15 protein-coding genes are annotated in these 18,852 nt (G+C 66.1%); 14 read left to right on the forward strand and 1 reads right to left on the reverse strand.

The annotated features are described in order from the left end of the window. Nucleotides 1–90: 90 nt before the first annotated feature. Nucleotides 91–318: a hypothetical protein gene (locus WKW79_RS29780; RefSeq protein ID WP_340338850.1), complete on the forward strand. Its 228-nt coding sequence runs from the start codon at nt 91–93 to the stop codon at nt 316–318. Nucleotides 319–332: 14 nt separating this feature from the next. Here WKW79_RS29780 and WKW79_RS29785 read toward each other — a convergent pair whose 3' ends face one another. Further along, nucleotides 333–2,156 carry an acyl-CoA dehydrogenase gene (locus WKW79_RS29785; RefSeq protein WP_340338851.1) on the reverse strand — a complete coding sequence of 608 codons (1,824 nt, stop codon included), beginning with the start codon at nt 2,154–2,156 and terminating at the stop codon, nt 333–335. Nucleotides 2,157–2,266: 110 nt separating this feature from the next. Between WKW79_RS29785 and WKW79_RS29790 the strand changes: the two genes are divergently transcribed. From WKW79_RS29790 to WKW79_RS29850, 13 genes are all read left to right on the forward strand, one after another. Further along, nucleotides 2,267–3,418, forward strand: coding sequence for an iron-containing alcohol dehydrogenase (locus tag WKW79_RS29790; RefSeq protein WP_340338852.1), 1,152 nt, complete (start codon nt 2,267–2,269; stop codon nt 3,416–3,418). Between the two features lie 97 nt (nt 3,419–3,515). Further along, nucleotides 3,516–4,325 carry an enoyl-CoA hydratase/isomerase family protein gene (locus WKW79_RS29795; protein WP_422823982.1) on the forward strand — a complete coding sequence of 270 codons (810 nt, stop codon included), beginning with the start codon at nt 3,516–3,518 and terminating at the stop codon, nt 4,323–4,325. A gap of 28 nt (nt 4,326–4,353) precedes the next feature. Next, nucleotides 4,354–5,532: a lipid-transfer protein gene (locus WKW79_RS29800; protein ID WP_340338854.1), complete on the forward strand. Its 1,179-nt coding sequence runs from the start codon at nt 4,354–4,356 to the stop codon at nt 5,530–5,532. A 14-nt stretch (nt 5,533–5,546) separates the two neighbouring features. Further along, nucleotides 5,547–6,662 (forward strand): CaiB/BaiF CoA transferase family protein, encoded by a 1,116-nt coding sequence (locus WKW79_RS29805; protein WP_340338855.1) that lies wholly within the window; start codon nt 5,547–5,549, stop codon nt 6,660–6,662. 34 nt (nt 6,663–6,696) lie between these two features. After that, the gene (locus WKW79_RS29810) at nt 6,697–7,728 is read left to right on the forward strand and encodes a DUF1214 domain-containing protein (RefSeq protein ID WP_340338856.1); all 1,032 of its coding nucleotides are present in this window, start codon (nt 6,697–6,699) and stop codon (nt 7,726–7,728) included. A 322-nt stretch (nt 7,729–8,050) separates the two neighbouring features. Continuing rightward, complete coding sequence (locus WKW79_RS29815; protein ID WP_340338857.1) at nt 8,051–10,033, forward strand: alkyl/aryl-sulfatase; 1,983 nt, start codon at nt 8,051–8,053, stop codon at nt 10,031–10,033. 11 nt (nt 10,034–10,044) lie between these two features. Further along, nucleotides 10,045–11,034 carry a Bug family tripartite tricarboxylate transporter substrate binding protein gene (locus WKW79_RS29820; RefSeq protein ID WP_340338858.1) on the forward strand — a complete coding sequence of 330 codons (990 nt, stop codon included), beginning with the start codon at nt 10,045–10,047 and terminating at the stop codon, nt 11,032–11,034. A 34-nt stretch (nt 11,035–11,068) separates the two neighbouring features. Continuing rightward, nucleotides 11,069–11,728 (forward strand): TetR/AcrR family transcriptional regulator, encoded by a 660-nt coding sequence (locus tag WKW79_RS29825; RefSeq protein ID WP_340338859.1) that lies wholly within the window; start codon nt 11,069–11,071, stop codon nt 11,726–11,728. A gap of 509 nt (nt 11,729–12,237) precedes the next feature. Then, nucleotides 12,238–13,677 (forward strand): hypothetical protein, encoded by a 1,440-nt coding sequence (locus WKW79_RS29830; RefSeq protein WP_340338860.1) that lies wholly within the window; start codon nt 12,238–12,240, stop codon nt 13,675–13,677. Nucleotides 13,678–13,682: 5 nt separating this feature from the next. Further along, nucleotides 13,683–15,155 carry an acyl-CoA reductase gene (locus WKW79_RS29835; RefSeq protein WP_340338861.1) on the forward strand — a complete coding sequence of 491 codons (1,473 nt, stop codon included), beginning with the start codon at nt 13,683–13,685 and terminating at the stop codon, nt 15,153–15,155. A gap of 61 nt (nt 15,156–15,216) precedes the next feature. Further along, on the forward strand, nt 15,217–16,278 hold the full coding sequence (locus tag WKW79_RS29840; RefSeq protein ID WP_340338862.1) for an NAD(P)-dependent alcohol dehydrogenase: 1,062 nt from the start codon (nt 15,217–15,219) through the stop codon (nt 16,276–16,278). A gap of 40 nt (nt 16,279–16,318) precedes the next feature. After that, nucleotides 16,319–17,245: a helix-turn-helix domain-containing protein gene (locus WKW79_RS29845; RefSeq protein WP_340338863.1), complete on the forward strand. Its 927-nt coding sequence runs from the start codon at nt 16,319–16,321 to the stop codon at nt 17,243–17,245. A 151-nt stretch (nt 17,246–17,396) separates the two neighbouring features. After that, entirely contained in the window at nt 17,397–18,851 is a 1,455-nt protein-coding gene (locus WKW79_RS29850; RefSeq protein ID WP_340338864.1) for a flavin monoamine oxidase family protein, read from the forward strand. Nucleotide 18,852: the final 1 nt, after the last annotated feature.

Below are 18,852 nucleotides of genomic sequence, written 5' to 3' on the forward strand. Positions count from 1 at the left end.
TGGGGCCACATCTCTGAGCAGTGGCTATCTTTCGTTCATGACGCGTGTTGAAAACGCGCGACCCCAGAACACCGCCTTGAGAGGTCCGGAATGGCACTCCTTCGTCAATGCTTGCGAGAGCTTCGTGTGAAGCGCCGCGAATGGTCCCCGTCGCAGGACTTCTACTGCGATGGCCAGCTCGACAGCGCCGAGGGCGAGGCGCTTGAGCCCAACGCAAATTTGCTGCAGGCGCTTCCTGCGCGGGTGCTCGCGTTCGAGCCCAGTGCATTGCCCAGTTCAGCTGACCGCGCCATCAGCCGCGTTATGCACGCCGCGTAGCGGGTGCGCGCCGCCTACAGCCAATGGGCGGGCGTGTCCAGTGGCGTGCGCTCGACCGGGTCGAGCACCGCCAGCCATGCGGCCACCTTGGGCATCTCCCAGCGGAAGAAGTAGTCGCAGGCGGCGAGCTTGCCGCGATGGAAGTCACCGCCATCCGGGCCCGCAAGCAGCCGGGTGGCGACGATGGCCTGGTCCAACCACAGCCAGGCGGCCACGACATGGCCGAAGGCTTCCAGGTACGGGCCGGCATTGGCGAGCTGCGCCTCGGCATCATCCAGCGCGTGCAGCTGTCGGGTGACCGTCCACAACTTCACCCACGCCGCTTCGAGCGCTTCGGCGTGCCGCTGCAGGGCGGACACGTGCATCGCCGCATTGACGGTGGGCGCGATGCGCGCCGAAAGCAACTGCATGGCACGGCCTTGATGGACCCGTGTCTTGCGCCCCAGCAGGTCGATGGCCTGGATGCCGAAGGTGCCTTCGTGGATCGGGTTGAGGCGGTTGTCGCGGTAGAACTGCTCGACGTTGTACTCGCGGGTATAGCCGTAGCCGCCATGCACCTGGATCGCCAGGTCGTTGGCCGCCAGGCCCCACTGCGCCGTCCAGCTCTTGGTGATGGGTGTCAGCAGTTCGAGCAGCAGGTGGGCGTCGTCGCGCGCCGCTTCGCCCTCCAGCGAATGCACGTCGTCGTTGAGCCGTGCCGAATACAGGCACAGCGCCAGCGCACCGGAGGCGTAGGCCTTCTGCGCCAGCAGCATACGCCGCACGTCGGCATGCTCGATGAGGGCCACCGGCGGCGATGCCGGGTCGCGCTGGCTGCGCGTGCGGCCCTGGGTGCGTGTCTTCGCATAGTCGAGCGCATGCAGGTAGCCGGTGCAGGCCAGCGAGGCCGCGGTCAGGCCGACCGAGATGCGCGCCTCGTTCATCATGTGGAACATGTACGCGAGGCCCTTGCCCGGCTCGCCGACGATCTCGCCGAGCGCACCGGCTTCGCCTTCAGGCCTGAACTTGCCTTCGCCAAAATTGAGCAGACAGTTGACCAGGCCGCGCTGGCCCATCTTGTGGTTCACGCCGGCGAGCACGACGTCATTGCGCTCGCCCGAACTGCCACCCTCGTTCACCAGCCGGCGCGGCACGGTGAACAGCGAGATGCCCTGCACGCCGGGCGGCAACTGCCCGTTCGCATCGGGGATCTTGGCCAGCACCAGATGCACGATGTTCTCGGACACCTCATGGTCGCCGCCCGAGATCCACATCTTGTTGCCGAACAGGCGGTAGCGGCCATCGGACTGCGGCACGGCCTTGGTGCGGATGTCGGCCAGGCTGGAACCGGCCTGAGGCTCCGACAGGCACATCGTGCCGAAGAAGCGACCTTGCGCCATCGCAGGCACGTACTTCGCCACCTGCTCCGGCTGGCCGTGCGCCATGAGCAGGTTGGCATTGCCGATGGTCAGGAAGGCATAGCCCGCGGTCGCGACGTTGGCCGCCATGATCCAGGCCATGCCGGCCCGCTCCACCACCGTGGGCAGGCCCATGCCGCCCCATTCCTCGGGGAAGGCCGCGGACATGAGCCCGGCCTCGGAGAAAGCGCGCACGGCCACGCCCACTTCAGGGATGACGCTCACCGACTCGCCGTCGAAGTGAGGCTCCTGGCTGTCGTTCTTCTTGTTGTGCGTGGCGAAACGCTCGCTGGCGATGCGGGCGTAGGTGTCCAGCACCGACGCGTAGTCGAAGCGGTCCTGCCCAGCGAAGCGGGGGCGCTGGGCCAGTGTGTCGACCTGGAGCCAGTCGAAGAGAAGGAAGTCGAGGTCGCTGCGGGAGAGGAGGAGTTCTGGGTTCATGCGGAGCGCGGCTTCGGATTTGATCTGCAAGGAGACCATAAAAGCCCCTGTTTGGCCCCACCCTTAAATGAGGGGAGGCCGAGGCGCACAGGCCGCCTAAGCTGCGCCGCATGCACGATTTCGTCTTCAACACCACTCGTTCCCTCAAAGTCGCTCGAGGCGGCGCAACACAACTCGCCCAGAGCGTCATGGCCTTGGGCGCGCGCAACGCGCTCGTTGTGACCGACGGCGGGCTGAGTGCTGCTGGCATGCTCGACGAGGCCTTGACGGGCTTCGCAAGACTGGGCCTGCGCGCCAGCATCTTTTCCGACGTGCGGGCCGACCCGTCCGAGGACGTGATCCTCGCCGCCGTCGCAGCCGCGCGCAATTGCGAGGCCGACTGCGTGGTCGGCTTCGGCGGTGGCAGCTCGATGGATGTCGCCAAGCTCGCGGCCTTGTTGGCGCGAAGCGGTGAGTCGCTGGTGCACGTCTATGGCGTCGACCAGGCCAAAGGCCCCCGGCTGCCGCTCGTGCTGGTGCCGACCACCGCCGGAACCGGGTCCGAAGTGACCGCGATCTCCATTGTCACCACTGGCGAGGGCGAGAAGAAGGGTGTGGTGTCACCCCTCCTCCTGCCCGACCTGGCGCTGCTCGATGCAGAACTTACGCTTGGCTTGCCCCCGCATGTGACGGCGGCCACCGGCATCGACGCGATGGTGCATGCCATCGAGGCCTTCACCAGCAAGCGCCTGAAGAACCCGTTGTCGGACTGCCTGGCGCGCGAAGCGCTGCGCTTACTGTCGGGCGCCTTGCATCGCGCATGCAGCGATGGCCAAGATGTGCAGGCGCGTGAAGACATGCTGCTGGGCGCCTGCCTCGCGGGCATGGCCTTCGCCAATGCACCTGTCGCGGCGGTGCATGCGCTGGCCTATCCGGTGGGTGCGCGCTTCCACGTGCCGCATGGCCTGTCGAATTCGCTGGTGCTCGCGCCGGTGATCCGGTTCAACCTGGAGGCCGCGACTCCGCAATACGCGCAGCTGAGCGAGATCGTGTGTCCCGGCGTCATCGGCACGCAGGCGGACAAGGCACGGGCGTTGATCGACTATCTGGGGGGGCTCGCCGGGGAACTCGGCCTGCCGACGCGGCTGCGCGAGGTGGGCATCACAGAAGAAGACGTCACCATGCTCGCCGACGACGCGATGAAGCAGACCCGGTTGCTCGTGAACAATCCACGCGAATTGAGTCGCAACGACGCCGTGCTGCTTTATCGTGAAGTTCTGTAGGCGCGGGGCTTTACGGAGCCCCCATCCTCAAAGGGTGGGGAATTGCGCGGGGGCGATGGCTAACCTGACGGACATGTCTACTGAACATGTCCGCCCCATGTGCGAAGAGGTCCTGATCTACGAGAAAGTGGGCAAGACAGCCGTCATCACGCTGAATCGGCCCAAGTACAAGAACGCGCTCGATGATTCACTGCGCGCGGCCATGCCAGCGGCCATCCGCGCCGCGCGCCAGGATGCATCGGTTGCGTCGGTGGTCTTGACGGGGGCGGGCGGCAGCTTCTGCTCCGGCGCGCACCTGTCGAACGCCGGGGAGGGCGCCGAAAAGCCCTTCGCCGTCCGGGACCTGCTGCTCGATGCTCATCGCTGGTTCGCGGAGCTGGCCGATCTGGAGAAGCCCGTCATCTCCGCGGTCGATGGCTTTGCAGTGGGCGCGGGGTTTTCGCTGGCGCTTGCCGCGGACTTTGTCATTGCCTCGGAGCGTGCGAAGTTCGCCGCCAGCTTCGCGCGAGTGGGCTTCGTGCCGGACCTGTCGCTGCTGCATGTGCTGCCGCGCCTCGTGGGCCTCGCACGCGCCAAGGAGATCGCCTTCAGCGCGCGCGATATTCCCGCCGAAGAGGCCTTGCAGATGGGCCTGGTCCAGGCAGTGGTGCCGCCCGAGCGCCTGCTCGACACTGCGCTCGCCTTCGCCCGGCGCTTTGACGACGCGCCCACGCACGTGCTGGGGCTGGCCAAGAACATCCTCAACCGCGCTTTCGAGTCCGACAGGTACGGACTCGCGCAATGGGAAGCCGCGCTGCAGGGGATCCTCGCCGGCAGCAACTACCACGCCAATGCGCTGGAGCGCTTTCTCTCCCGCGAGGCGCCCGCATATGGCGGTGCGCCCCGATTCGATGCGTCCGCGCAGTGAAATTTCAAGAATTCTTTAGGAGCAACAAATGACAAGCAAAGTAGTGGTCGCCGGCATCGGCATGATCCCCTTCAAGAAGCCGGGCCAGAGCGATACTTACCCGGTGATGGGTGCGCAGGCCGTGCGCCTCGCGCTGGCGGACGCCCACGTGGGCTACGAGTCGGTGCAGCAGGCCTTTGCCAGCTACATCTTCGGCGACTCCACCGCCGGGCAGCGCGTGCTGTACGACGTGGGCATGACGGGCATTCCGGTCATCAACGTGCACAACAATTGCGCGAGCGGTTCGTCGGCGCTCTATCTCGCGCGCCAGGCCATTGCCAGTGGCGAGGCGGAGGTGGTGCTGGCCTTCGGATTCGAGCAGATGAATCCGGGTGCGCTCGGCGACATGTACACCGACCGGCCCGCGCCGCTGGAGTTGTTCCAGAAGGCCTGCGCCAGCGTCGTACCCGAAGGCGTGGCGCCCGCGCTGCGTCTTTTCGGCGCGGCCGGGCAGGAGCACATGAAGCGCTTCGGCACGCCGCTGGAGAGCTTCGCGAAGATCCGCGCCAAGGCCAGCCGCCATGCGGCCAACAACCCCTTCGCGGTGTTCCGCAAAGTGGTCAGCACCGAGGACGTGATGGCCGACCAGGTGATGTGGCCCGGCGTGATGACGCGCCTGATGGCCTGCCCGCCCACCTGCGGCGCGGCCGCCGTGGTGCTGTGCAGCGAGGATTATGCGAAGAAGCACGGCCTCGACGCACGCGTGTGGATCGCCGGTCAGGCGTTGGCCACGGACGGCCCGGAGACTTTCAACTCCGGCGACATGCGCCACCTTGCCGGATTCGGCATGTCGCGTGCGGCGGCCCGGCGCGTGTACGAGCAGGCTGGCATCGGTGCCGAGGACGTCAACGTCGTCGAGTTGCATGACTGCTTCGCGCAGAACGAGCTGCTGACCTATGAAGCGCTGGGCCTGTGCCCCGAGGGCGGCGCGCAGAAGTTCATCGACGACGGCGACAATACCTACGGCGGCCGTTATGTGGTCAACCCCTCGGGCGGGCTGCTCTCCAAGGGACATCCCATCGGGGCCACCGGTCTGGCCCAGTGCTACGAACTGGTGTCGCAGTTGCGCGGCACGGCGGACCAGCGGCAGGTCGAAGGGGCGCGTGTGGCGCTGCAGCACAACGTCGGCATCGGCGGTGCGGCGGTCGTCACGATGTACCGCATCTGAGCACGCGGCCGCCAATGAACTGCAACGCTGGCGGCCCGCTCGCGGGCTTGCGCATTCTGGAGATCTACGGCATCGGGCCCGCGCCCTTTTGCGGCATGCTGCTTGCGGACCTGGGTGCCGATGTTGTGCTGGTCGACCGCGCCGCGATGGGACCGGATGACCGCGACCTCGGTCGCCATGCCGTCATCAATCGCGGCAAGCGCTCCATTGCACTCGACCTGAAGACTCCGGAGGGCGTGACGACCCTGATGCAACTCGTCGGGCAGTCGGATGCACTGATCGAGGGCATGCGTCCGGGCGTGATGGAACGCCTGGGACTGGGGCCCGAGGCCTGTCTCGCACGCAATCCGAAGCTCGTCTATGGCCGCATGACCGGCTGGGGCCAAACGGGGCCCCTGTCGCAGGTGGCCGGCCATGACCTCAATTACATCGCACTCTCGGGAGCGCTTTGGTACGCTGGCCAACCTGGCGAGGCGCCGATGACGCCACCGAGCCTCGTGGGTGACATGGGCGGCGGCGCGCTGTACCTTGCCGTGGGTGTGCTTGCTGCCTTGATGCATGCGCGGGCGACCGGGGAGGGCCAGGTGGTCGATGCGGCCGTCGTCGACGGCAGCGCCCACCTGATGAACCTGCTGATGGGGCTGAAGTCCGCCGGGCAGTTCAGCAACACGCGCGGTCAGAGCCTGCTCGACGGACCGCACTGGTATCGCAGCTATCGTTGCAAGGACGGGGGCTTCATTACCGTGGGCGCGCTCGAGCCGAAGTTCCATCGCGTGCTGATCGACAAGCTCGGTCTGTCCAAGGATCCGGCCCACGCGAGCCAGGGCGCTCCAGCGACCTGGCCGCAGTCGCATCAGGCGTTTGCCCAGTTGTTTTCCACACGCACGCGGGACGAATGGTGCGCGTTGCTGGAAGGCACCGAGGCGTGCTTTGCGCCGGTGCTTGATCCCGATGAAGCGGCCAATCATCCGCACATGGCCGCACGCGAGGTGTACAGGCGCGTGGACGGCGTGCTGCAGGCCAGCCCGGCACCGCGCTTTTCGCGCACGCCCGCACGTGCCGGTGGCGTGCCGCAGCGCGGGCAACACCAGACCGATGTGCTCGACGACTGGCTCAAGTCCTCGAAGTAACGCAGCCCCGAAACAACTGTAGGAGACACCAGCGATGAAAAAATACTGGCACCGCGCAATGGCCTTGTTGGCCAGCATGGCCGTGGCATCGGCCCAGGCGGATCTGGCCGAAGTCCCCGCCTTGTCCGTCACGCCCGACAACTTCATTCGTGCCGAGACCGACCGCTACTTCGCCAACGTCGCGTCGTACGCCTTCGGCAAGCTCAGGCACTACCGCGACTTCGTGCCACTCGACAAGGTGGCAGTCGTCCGGATCAACCGCGACACGCTCTACTCGGTGGGGGTGTTCGATCTCGACGCGGGGCCGGTTACGGTGACACTGCCCGACACCGGCAAGCGCTACATCTCGCTGGTAGCCTACAGCGAGGACCACTATGCCTCGCCCGCGATCTACAAGCCGGGCAGCTACACATTCTCCCGCGAGCAATTGGGCACCCGCTACGCGATGATCGGGATTCGCACGCTGTTCGACCCGGCCAGCCCGACCGACCGGCAGCAGGCGCATGCGGTGCAGGATGCAATCCAGACGCGGCAGGACGGCATCGGCCGCTTCGAGGTGCCTGCGTGGGACGCGGCGAGCCTCCGGCGCATGCGCGAAGCCCTGTTCGAACTGGGCAAGACCGTGCCCGATTCGCGCGGCATGTTCGGCAACCGCGAACAGGTGGCGCCGGTGCGGCGCCTGATCGGCTCGGCCATCGCATGGGGCGGCAACAACGAGAAGGACGCGCTCTATCTCAACGTGACGCCGAGCCGCAACGATGGCGCCACCGTCTACCGCATGCACGTGAAGGACGTGCCGGTGGACGGCTTCTGGTCGGTCAGCGTGTACGACGAGCGCGGCTTCTTCAAGCCCAACCCGCAGGAGGCCTACACCCTCAACGACATCACCGCCAAGCGGGGTGCCGACGGCTCGGTTGACATCCAGTTCGGCGGGTGCGACGGCCAGCGCCCCAATTGCCTGCCGACCATGCCGGGCTGGAACTACATGGTGCGGCTTTACCAGGCAAGGCCCGAGGTCCTGAGCGGCGCGTGGACCTTTCCGCAGGCGCAGCCGGTGACGCGCTGAAGGCCATCCGTCCTCCGAGCCCAGACCATGTCCGCACGCCCGGATCGTGGCCCGCTCATCGGCGCCATGCTGCTGCTCGGCCTCGCTGGCGCGCAGCCCCACACTTTCCCTGGACGAGGCTCGCGCGCTTGCGAAAGGCGCTTACATCTATGGCGATCGCGAAATGGAGGAGCTCCCTTCGCGCATGCTGGTCGGCATTCTTCGCGGCACTGCGCCGGTGCTGGTCCAAGCCCGAACCCTTGGACGGTGAGTGGAAGCGACCGCCGCTGAAGCCCACGAACCAATGACGAACGATGCATCCGCAAACAAAGGAAGAGACAAGATGAAGCACCTCAAATCAACGACGATTGCGCTCGCCCTCGCGCTGGCTTTCGGTTCGGTCCACGCCGGACCGACCGATGCGCCACCGGCCGGTCCCGCCAAGGCCGCCAGCGAGGCCACCGCTGCGCGCAACGCCGAAGTGCTGAAGCAACTCCCCTTCGAGGATCGCGCCGATTTCGAATCAGCCAGCCGCGGCCTCATCGCCCCCTTTGAAGGGCAGATCAAGAACGATGCCGGCCAAGTCGTGTGGGACTCGCACGCCTACGACTTCCTCCAGCCCGACCAGGCCCCCGCCACCGTGAATCCGAGCTTGTGGCGCCACGCGCAACTCAACACGAAGGCAGGCCTTTTCAAGGTGACCGACCGCGTCTACCAGCTGCGCGGCATGGACCTGGCCAACATGACGGTGATCGAGGGCGATCGCGGCCTCATCATCATCGACCCGCTCCTGGGCGCCGAGACGGCCCGGGCCGCGCTCGCGCTGTACCGCCAGCATCGCCCGGCCCGGCCAGTGGTGGCGGTGATCTATTCGCACAGCCACGTCGACCATTTCGGCGGCGTGCGCGGCGTGGTCGATGAAGCGGACGTGAAGTCCGGCAAGGTGAAGATCTACGCGCCGGCCGGCTTCATGGAAGAGGCCATCAGCGAAAATCTGCTGGCTGGCACCGCCATGTTCCGCCGCGGCATGTACCAGGCCGGCTCTGCCCTGCCGCGCGGCGAGCGCGCGCAGATCGACACGGGCCTGGGCAAGGGCACGCCGCGCAGCGCCACCCTCACGCTGATCGCGCCGACCCACCTCATCAAGAAGGAATTCGAGTCGCACGTCATCGACGGCGTGCCGATCGAGTTCCAGCTCACCCCCGACACCGAGGCCCCCTCGGAAATGCACATGTACCTGCCGAGGCAGAAGGCACTCTGCATGGCCGAGAACGCCACGCGCATGATGCACAACCTCCTCACGCCGCGCGGCGCACAGGTGCGTGATGCCAAGGGCTGGTCGAAGTACCTCGACGACAGCCTGGTGCGCTACGGCGACAGGGCCGAGGTGATGTTCACCCAACACAGCTGGCCCACCTGGGGCGGCGAGAACATCCGCACGCTCTTGGCCGACCAGCGCGACATGTATGCCTTCATGAACGACCGCACGCTGCACCTGGCTAACCAGGGGCTCACGCCCAACGAGATCTCCGCCGCCGTCCAGAAGCTGCCGGGTGACCTGGACCGGAAGTGGTACACGCGCGGCTACTACGGCGTGCTTAGCTTCAACGTGCGCGCCGTCTACCAGCGCTACCTCGGCTTCTATGACGCCAACCCGGGCAACCTCGACCCGCTGCCGCCGGAGGATGCAGGCAAGCGCTATGTGGCCGCGATGGGCGGCTCCGCCGCAGTGCTGGCGCAGATGCGCGAGGCCATGGGCAAGGGCGACTACCGCTGGGCGGTCCAGATCGGCAATCATCTGGTCTTTGCCGAGCCCGACAACAAGGAAGCCCGCGAGGCGCAGGCCGATGCGTTGGAGCAACTCGGCTACCAGAGCGAATCGGCCGTCTGGCGCAACATCTACCTGTCCGGTGCGGCCGACCTGCGCAATGGGGTGCCCGAACTCGCAACCCGCACCACCGAGGATCTCGTCAAGGGCGCGACGCCGGCGATGTTCTTCGACTACCTGGCCGTACGCCTCGATTCCGAGAAAGCGCAGGGCCATGACATGACGCTGAACTGGGCCTTCGAGGACGTCAAGCAGTCCTTTGCGCTGACGCTGCGCAACGGCGTGCTGACGCACCGCGACGGCACGCAGCATGCGAAGGCCGACGTGGGCGTGCGCATGAGCAAGGCGGTGCTGGACAGGATCAGCCTGCGGCAGATCGACTTCCCGACGGCGCTCAAGCAGGGCGAAATTCGGGTCGTGGGCGATGCGGGCAAGCTGACCGAACTGCTCGGCATGATGGACACCTTCAAGCCCGCGTTCAACATCGTCTCGCCTTGAAGGCATCGGACATGCATCGACGTCGCCTCTTGCAGCAGCTCGCATCCGGTGCGGCTGCTGGCCTCCTCGGCAGCATTGGCACCTTTGCGGCGCATGCACAGACTGCCTTTCCAGGCCGCGCGGTGCGCGTCATCGTGCCGTTTCCGCCCGGCGGCAGCTCGGACGTGATTGCGCGCCTCGTCTGCGAGCGGCTGGCGAAGGCCTGGGGCCAGCCGGTGATCGTGGACAACCGCCCCGGCGCGACCGGAATGATCGGCGCAAGCACGGTCGCCAAGGCAGCACCGGACGGCCTCACGCTCTTGATGACGGTCTCTGCGCTGGTGCAGGCGCCCAGCCTCTATGCGAAGGCCAGCTACGACCCGATCCGCGACTTCGCGCCCATCAGTGAACTGGCGAGCGCGCACGTCGTGCTGGTGGCCGGGCCGGAGCTGCCGGTGCGGCAAGTGAAGGACTTGCCAGCCCATGTCGCCAAGCTTGGCCATCCCTTGACCTACGGCACCTACGGCCAGGGCTCCAGCGCACACCTGCAGATGGAAATCTTCGCTCGCGTGGCCAAGCTGCCCCTGGTGCATGTGCCCTACAAGGGCGAGAACCCGCTCATCAATGAACTCCTGGGCGGGCAGGTGGCCCTGGGCACCATCAGCGCGGCCGCCGCGGCCCAGCACGCACGCACCGGCAGGATCAGGCCGCTGGCGGTGATGGGCTCGACACGCTCGCCCCTGCTGACCGACATGCCCACCTTCGGCGAGGCGGGCTTCGCAGGCCTGGAGCGCGATGGCTGGTTCGGCCTGTTCGCGCCTGCCGGCACGCCGGCAGCGATCGTGGAGCAGATCAGCCGGGACGCGAACGGCATCGTGGCCGACCCGGCATTGCGCAGGCGCATGGCGGAGATCGGCATCGTTTTCAAGGGCACATCGCCCGCAGCATTTGCCGAACTCTTGAAAGTGGACCAGGCGTACTGGGCGCAGGCCATCCGCGACGCCAACGTGAAGCTGGACTGACATGACGCGCCCCAAGTCCTCGGGCAGCGAGATCGTGCGCATCGAGGTGCCGGCCAAGCCGCGCAAGCGTCCGCGCCAGATGCGCTCCGTTGCGCTGGTGCAAGCGCTCAAGCAGACCGGGCGCGAGATTCTGGATCGCGAAGGCCGCGATGCCCTGAGCGTGCAGAGCCTGTCCGAACGATCGGGCGTCGCGGTCAGTTCGATCTTTGAATACTTCCCCACGATGGAGTCTTTCATCGCGGCGATCTTCAATGATTACCGCAGCGAGGCGCGGCGGGAGGTGGTCGAGCACATCGCCGCGCTGCCGCGCTCCGCGGGATTGTTCGAGGGGATTGTCTCGCTGCTGCGCTTCGGCTTGGTGGCCATGCAGAAGTGGGCACAGGTCGATCCTGAGTTCAACCTCAAGTCGACCTACTACGAGGAACTGGTGCGGCTCGAACTCGTCAAGTCGGAGCACTTCTGGTCGGCTGTCGCGATGCCCGCGCTCATGGAGAAATTCTCTGACGAGGTGCTGGTTCGCGACCGCGAAAAGGCGGCTTTCCTTGCCCACCATGTGCTGCTGGCCATCCCCCGTGCCATCGTGCTCGGCCGCCCTCAGTATCTTGGTGAGCAGGACACGCCGCTGCTCATCGCGCGGATGCTGTATGCGCTCATGACCACCCCGGGCGACGCCTCGGATCCGAAGCCCCGTTGAAGGGATGGATCCTCGATCCGCATCGCACGGGAGATCGTCGAACTGCCGCATCGACCGGCCAAGAGTGGACCTGCCTGCGGTGCTATCTGCGCAGGCTCGAATGAATGCGCCGAACAGGCCTTTGCGGTCGGCGGCAGTGCCGGACCGGCCGAGCGCGCAAGTGCGTGTACGCCGGCCAGATCCTTGATGCACGGCTGAGAGCGCCGGTCTGCAGATCGCTGCGCGCGGCCATCTGCGGCGCGAACTCCTGCAGGACGTTGTTGTCCGGACTGCCGCCGCGATGCGCAGCAGCCAGCGCACCGGCGTCGACTCCACCCATTTCGCTCAGGCGCTTGGCAAGGATGCGGATCCGAAGGCGGAGTAAAGGGGTTTTCGGCTCCGGGACTGCGCTGTTTTCCCTTGCCTGACAACGACTTGCACCAAGCCATGGCAAGTCCCAATCCGGATTGGGAAGTGCGGTCTTCGTTTCTAAACTGACGCGATACCAACGCAGAACCACCGAGACAACGATGACACTTTCGCAAGCCTCCCTTGAAGAAAAAGCGCGCGCGCTGCTGAGCGAGCCTGCGGCCCTGGCGGGCCACTCACTCGATACCTGGGCCCGCATGCCGCGTGCCGAGATCGAGTCGCTGCAGCTCGAAGCGCTCAAGCAGCGCTTTGCGCAACTGCGCGACCGCATTCCGATGCTGAAGAAGCTCGCCGATGCACAAGGCGTCGAGCGCGTCGAGCAGGTTGACGACGTCGTGCCGCTGCTGTTCGAGCACACCGTCTACAAGTCCTACCCGCCTTCGCTGCTCGAGAAGCGCAACTTCGCTCAGATCAACAAATGGCTCGGCAAGCTCGTGACGCCAGAGATCGCCGAGAAGCTCGCCGCCGCCGACGTGAGCGGCTGCGAGGGCCTGGACGACTGGTTCGAGCGCATGGACAAGGCCGTGCCAGAACTTCGCATGAGCCACACGTCTGGCACCTCGGGCACCGTCTCCTTCCTGCCGCAGAGCGTGAACGAATGGCGCAAGGCCTGCCAGGTTCGCAAGATGTACATCTGGGGGATGGCCGGCCCCGACACCCCGGACCCGGACCTGCATACGGTCTATCCCTACTACCGCGCCGGCTACCTGAGCCATGTGCGCGCCAACGACTTCCTGATCGAGGCGCTGCTGCCGAGTGAAGCCAATTTCCACCCGGCCTATCCGTCGACGCTGTCGAGCGACGTGCTGCACCTGGGCGCAAAGATCCGCGCCGCGCAGGCCAAGGGCACGCTGGACCGCCTCGAGATCACGCCGACCATGAAGGCCAAGAAGCTGGCCTTCGACAAGCTGCAAGCCGAGATGCCGCAGCACCTGGCCGCCTTCTTCGAGCGCGCGACGCACGAGCTGCGCGGCAAGCGCGTGTACATCGGCGCGACCTGGAACCTGCTGCACGGCATGGCCAAGGCAGGCCTGGAGCGCGGCCTCGAAGGGGTGTTCGCCCCCGACTCCTACATCACGACCACCGGCGGCGCCAAGGGCGTGGTGCAGCCCCAAGGCTGGCGCGAGGACGTGCTGCGCTTCACCGGCGCAAAGGTGCTGAACGAGACCTATGCGATGTCCGAAACGCCCAGCGGCTCGCATGCCCGCTGCGAGCACGGCCACTACCACTTCGCGCACACCGTCATCCCCTTCCTGCTTGATCCCGAGACCAGCAAGCCCCTGCCGCGCACCGGCCGCCAGACCGGCCGCGCCGGCTTCCTGGACCTGGGCGCGGACACCCGCTGGGGCGGCTTCATCACCGGCGACGAGATCACCGTCGAATGGGACAAGCCCTGCGCCTGCGGGCGTCACAGCGCCTATGTGGCAGCGCCCATCCAGCGCTACAGCGACAAGAACGGCGGCGACGACAAGATCACCTGCGCCGCCACCGAAGACTCGCATCGCGAAGCGATGGACTTCTTGACAACCCTCGAATCCTGAACGCCATGAGCACTCACAACAAGCCCGTCGCCCCGATGATCATCCGCGGGCAGGTCATCACCGACCACCTCGTCGAAGTCGGCGGCCGCGGCGGCGATCTCGCCTTCCTCACGCCCGACTGGAACCGCTACATCGACGAACTTCCGCTGAGCAATCCGACGAAGCTGGCCGACCTGTACAAGCTCAGCTTCGACGACATCCTCGACTACGCCGTGGAGCTGGGCCAACGGCTCAACCTCGCGGACAACCGCCACTTGCAGGAAGCCTGCGAGCTGTCCTACCTCACAGCGCCGACCACGCCTTCGCTCGTGAAGACGAGCTACATGGGCCTGAGCCGCATCCTCGAGCGCGAGCACATCATCGAGGCAGTGGAGGCCAGCGTCGGCATTCAGTACCTCGAAGGCTGGGTGCCGCAGAAGCTCATCGACGGCACCCAGCTTGAAGTGCGCTGCTTCGGTTCGCGCGCGCTGCACATCGTGGCCGGCAACGCACCTGCGCTGTCCCTGTGGACCATCCTGCGCAACATGGTGCTGAGGAGCGACGCGATCATCAAGGCCCCGTCCAACGACCCGTTCACCGCGCTGGCGATTGCCCGCACCATGATCGAGATGGCGCCGGACCATCCGCTGACGAAACACGTGAGCGTGGCCTACTGGAAGGGCGGCGACACCGCGTTCGAAGAGCGCCTGTACCAGCCGCAGAACATCGAGAAGATCGTCGCGTGGGGCGGCTTCGCATCGCTCAAGCATGTGACGCGCTACGTGCAGCCGGGGCTGGAACTGATCTCGCTGGATCCTAAGCGCAGCGCCAGCATCATCGGCGCCGAGACTTTCGAGAGCGATGACACGATGCGCGAAGCCGCGGTGCGCCTGGCCACGGACATCGGGGTGCTGAACCAGAAGGGCTGCGTCTGCGCTCGCGTTGTCTACGCGCAGAGCGGCACGGACGAAGACGGCGTGAAGAAGCTCGGCGACTTCGGACGCATGGTGCACGACGCGATGCTGAAGCTGCCCAACAGTGTGAGCACCGCCGCCAAGCGCTACGACGCGGGCCTCAAGGCCGAGGTCGACGCGCTGCGCCTCGATGACGAGTGGTACGAGGTGATCGGCGGCGAGCAAGGGGAGGGCGCGGTCATCGTGTCGAAGCTCCCCGAGGCGGTGTCCTTCTACACGAAGTTGGACGACCGCACCGCCAACCTGGTGCCGGTCGACTCGCTCGACGAGGTGATGGACGCCGTCGATGCCTACACGCAGACGGTGGGCATCTATCCCGAATCACTCAAGGATGAGCTGAAGGACCTGCTGCCGCTGCACGGCGCGCAGCGGATCGTCTCGCTCGGCTATGCGGGCGCGATGAAGATGGCTGCGCCGCAAGACGCCATCGAGCCGATGCGCCGCATGGGCAAGTGGATCTCCAACCAGATCGCGTCGCCCGAGACCACACCTGCGCTCTGGTTGCGGCCATCGATTCCTGCCTGATCCCTTTTTCACTGCCCCGGCCGCTCCGGGGCTTTTTGCTTTCTCCAAGGACCTTTTCGAAATGACCACCTTCACCGCCTTCTGCGCCTGCGAAGCGCATGGCCAGCTGATGCCCAAGCTCTTCGAGCGCCGCGCCCTGCGCGCCGACGACGTCGCCATCGAGATCGCCTACTGCGGCGTCTGCCACTCCGACGTTCACCAGGTGCACAACGACTGGAAGAACACTGTCTATCCCTGTGTGCCGGGCCATGAGATCGTCGGCCACGTGACCGCTGTCGGACCGGAGGTCACCAAATACAAGGCGGGCGATCGCGTCGCGGTCGGCTGCTTCGTCGACAGTTGCGGCCAATGCGAATCCTGCCAGCTCGGGCAGGAGCAGCACTGCACCGGTGGCGCGACCCCCACCTACAACGGCAAGGACCGCGTGACCGGTGAGACCACCTTGGGCGGCTACGCCGACAAGATTGTGGTGCGCGAGAAGTTCGTGCTGCGCGTGCCCGATGCGCTCGATTTCCAATACGCCTCGCCGCTGCTGTGCGCCGGCATCACCGTGTGGACGCCGATGCGCGAACATGGCGTGGGCAAGGGAACCCGGGTCGCGGTCGTGGGCCTTGGCGGTCTCGGCCACATGGGCGTGAAGCTCGCCGTCGCACTGGGTGCGCAGGTGACGGTCATCACCACCTCGCCCTCCAAGGCCGAGGACGCGCTCGCACTCGGCGCGCACAAGGTGCTGCTGTCCACCGACCAGAAGGCCATGATGGCCTCGCTCAACGCCTTCGACTTCATCCTCGACACGATTCCGAAGCGCCACGACGTCAACCCCTACCTGATGCTGCTCGGCCGCAACGGCGTGCTGTGCGTCGTCGGCGCGATCGACCTGCTCGATCCTGTGCACGGCGCCCTGCTGATCCGCAACAACCGCCGGCTCACCGGTTCGCTGATCGGCGGGCTGCCCGCGACGCAGGACCTGCTCGACTTCTGCGCGGAGCACCAGGTGCTGCCGCAGTGCGAACTGGTGGACATCGGCGACATCAACAACGCGTACACACGCCTTCAGGCCAACGACGTGAAGTACCGCTTCGTGATCGACATGGCGTCGATGAAGGGCATGCAGGTCCAGTGACGGCCCCGGCGCGGCTGCGATGACCGGCTTGGAACCACAAATGAACGGCCACTTCTCGGCCCTGCGCTATTCAGACCCGCAGGCGCATGCAACCAGCCTCAGGGACTTCGACCAGAACTACGTGCAGGTCGAGGACGGCCCGTTCGGCAGCGCCTTGACGCAGGCCGAGTTCGGAGGGCTGCGCATCTACGTTGAAAGCGTGGATCGCGGCATCGTGCAGCACACCCATCTCAACAAGAACTGCATAGCGATGGGATGGGGCAGGCGGGGCGCCTCCGCCCGCGGGGCTCGACAGGTCGTCGAAACCTCCGCCGCCATGCTGCGTGGCGGCCAGGACTGGATGTTCAGGCTCAAGCCCGGCATCGAGTTGTTCGGCATCACCATGCCCACGGACGAGATCGATCGACTGGCCGAGTCCATTGGCGTGTCCATTGCGCTGACGCGGCATGCACCGATCAAGCCCAGCGCCCGCGCACTGGCGAACATGCAGTGGTGCGTCTCCGAAGTGGAAAGGCAGGCGCCGCGCATGGCCAACGCCCAGGTTCGCGCGTCGCTGCGCGAGCACCTGCTGGAAAACTTCTTCGAGGCCCTGTGCGAGTCCCAGCCCCAAGGCCGGGCCGACGTGACCTGGCTGAGCCACCAGCAGATCGTCAGGCGCAGCCAGGAACTGGCGCTCGCGAGCCCCGACCGTCCGCCATCGGTGCTCGAACTGTGCGCCCAGCTGCGCGTGTCGCGCCGCACCTTGCACAACAGCTTCCTGCTCGTTCTCGGTCAGTCGCCGTCGGCCTATCTGCGCTGCATGCGCATGGGCCGCGTGCGTCTGTTGCTACGCACCGTGCCCGCAAGCGAGCTGTCCGTCGGTGATGCCGCCGCGCGCTGGGGCTTCTTTCACGTGGGCAATTTTGCGAAGGACTACCGCAACTTGTTCGACGAACTCCCCTCGCAGACGCCGCGCGCGCGGCCCTGAATTACTACGGGAAAACCCGAGCCGCTACTCGAAGCCGTGTTGCCGATTTTGGATCAGCAATTGTCGGCCCCGCTCCTATTCTCGAAGGCCATACCCCGATCGATTTGAAGGACAGAACATGCAACAGCATCACACGAAGGATCAGGCGGACATGGCTTCGCCAAATAAGGACCTCAGCCGCCGTGGCTTCATCCGCCGCGCCGGTGCCGCAGGCGCCGTGGCAGCAGGCGCCTTCACCTCAGCCAATGCAGCCACTGCTGCACAAGGCACACAGCGCAAGGCCCGCGCCAAGGGCGTCGACTACGACGTGATCGTGCTCGGCGGCGGCTTCGCCGGCGTGACCGCGGCGCGCGACAGCATGAAGAACGGCTACAAGACGCTGTTGCTCGAAGCACGCGATCGCCTCGGCGGCCGCACCTGGACCAAGCAGTTCGCCGGCCACCATGTCGAGATGGGCGGCACCTGGATCCACTGGACACAACCCTTCGTGTGGTCCGAAGTGCAGCGCTACAAGCTCGAAGTGGAAGAGACGCCGGACGGCACGATCGACCCCGGCGCCGAACTGCGCGTGCTGGTCGAAGGTCGCTGCGAGGTGTTGACAAGGACTGAGCAATTGATGCCGGTGCTCGGCGCGATCAACAAGTACTTCGCCGACGTCGGCCAGTACTGGGAGCGGCCGTACGACGCTGCCTTCCAGTGGAACGACCTCCTCAAGGCCGACAAGCTCAGCGCGGCGCAGGTGATCGAGAAGATGCAGCTCACGCCGGTCCAGCGCGTCGCGGTCGAGGCCTATGCCGCCGGCCTTTCGCACGCGCCGATGGAGCATGTGTCGTACCTGGAGAACAACCGCTGGTGGGCCTTGCCGGGCAGCAGCATGACGGCGCTGCACGACTCGTGCGGACGCTACCGCTTCAAGCACGGCACGGTCAACCTGATCAACAGCATGGTGGAGGACGGCAAGCCGGAAATCCGCCTGTCTTCGCCCGTCAAGTCGGTGGAAGACAAGGGCGACCATGTCATCGTCACCACCGCAAATGGCGAGCGCGTGACCGCCAGCGCCGTGATCGTGGGCCTGCCGATGAACGTGGTGCAGAACGTGCAGTTCTCGCCGGCGCTGGATCCGCTGGTAGCCGAGGCGGGACGCGAGAAGCATGCGGGCACCGGGATCAAGCTGCTGATCCGCGTGAAGGGCCAACTGGCGAAGACGCGCGTGAGCACCGTGGCGGCCGAGACGCATCCGCTGCCTTTCATCGCAACCTACTCGCAGGCCGCGGACCACACCATCCTCGTGATGTTCGGCCCCAACCCGAAGCTCATCGACTACACCGACAAGGCGGCCGTGCAGAAGGCGCTGCGCGACTACTTTCCGGATGCGGAGGTCGAGGCGGTGGACCACCACCCGTGGACCGATGACCCCTACGCCCGCGGCACCTGGTGCAACTACAAGCCGGGCTGGTTCGTCAAGTACTACGACCACTTCCAGAAGGATCGCGGCAACGTGTTCTTCGGACAGGGCGACCACGGAGAAGGCTGGCGTGGCTTCATCGACGGCGCCATCGGTGCCGGTGGCGCCGCCGCGCAGCGCGTGAAGACGAAGCTCGGCTGAA

Source organism: Variovorax robiniae (assembly GCF_037889955.1).
Classification (GTDB): domain Bacteria; phylum Pseudomonadota; class Gammaproteobacteria; order Burkholderiales; family Burkholderiaceae_C; genus Variovorax; species Variovorax robiniae.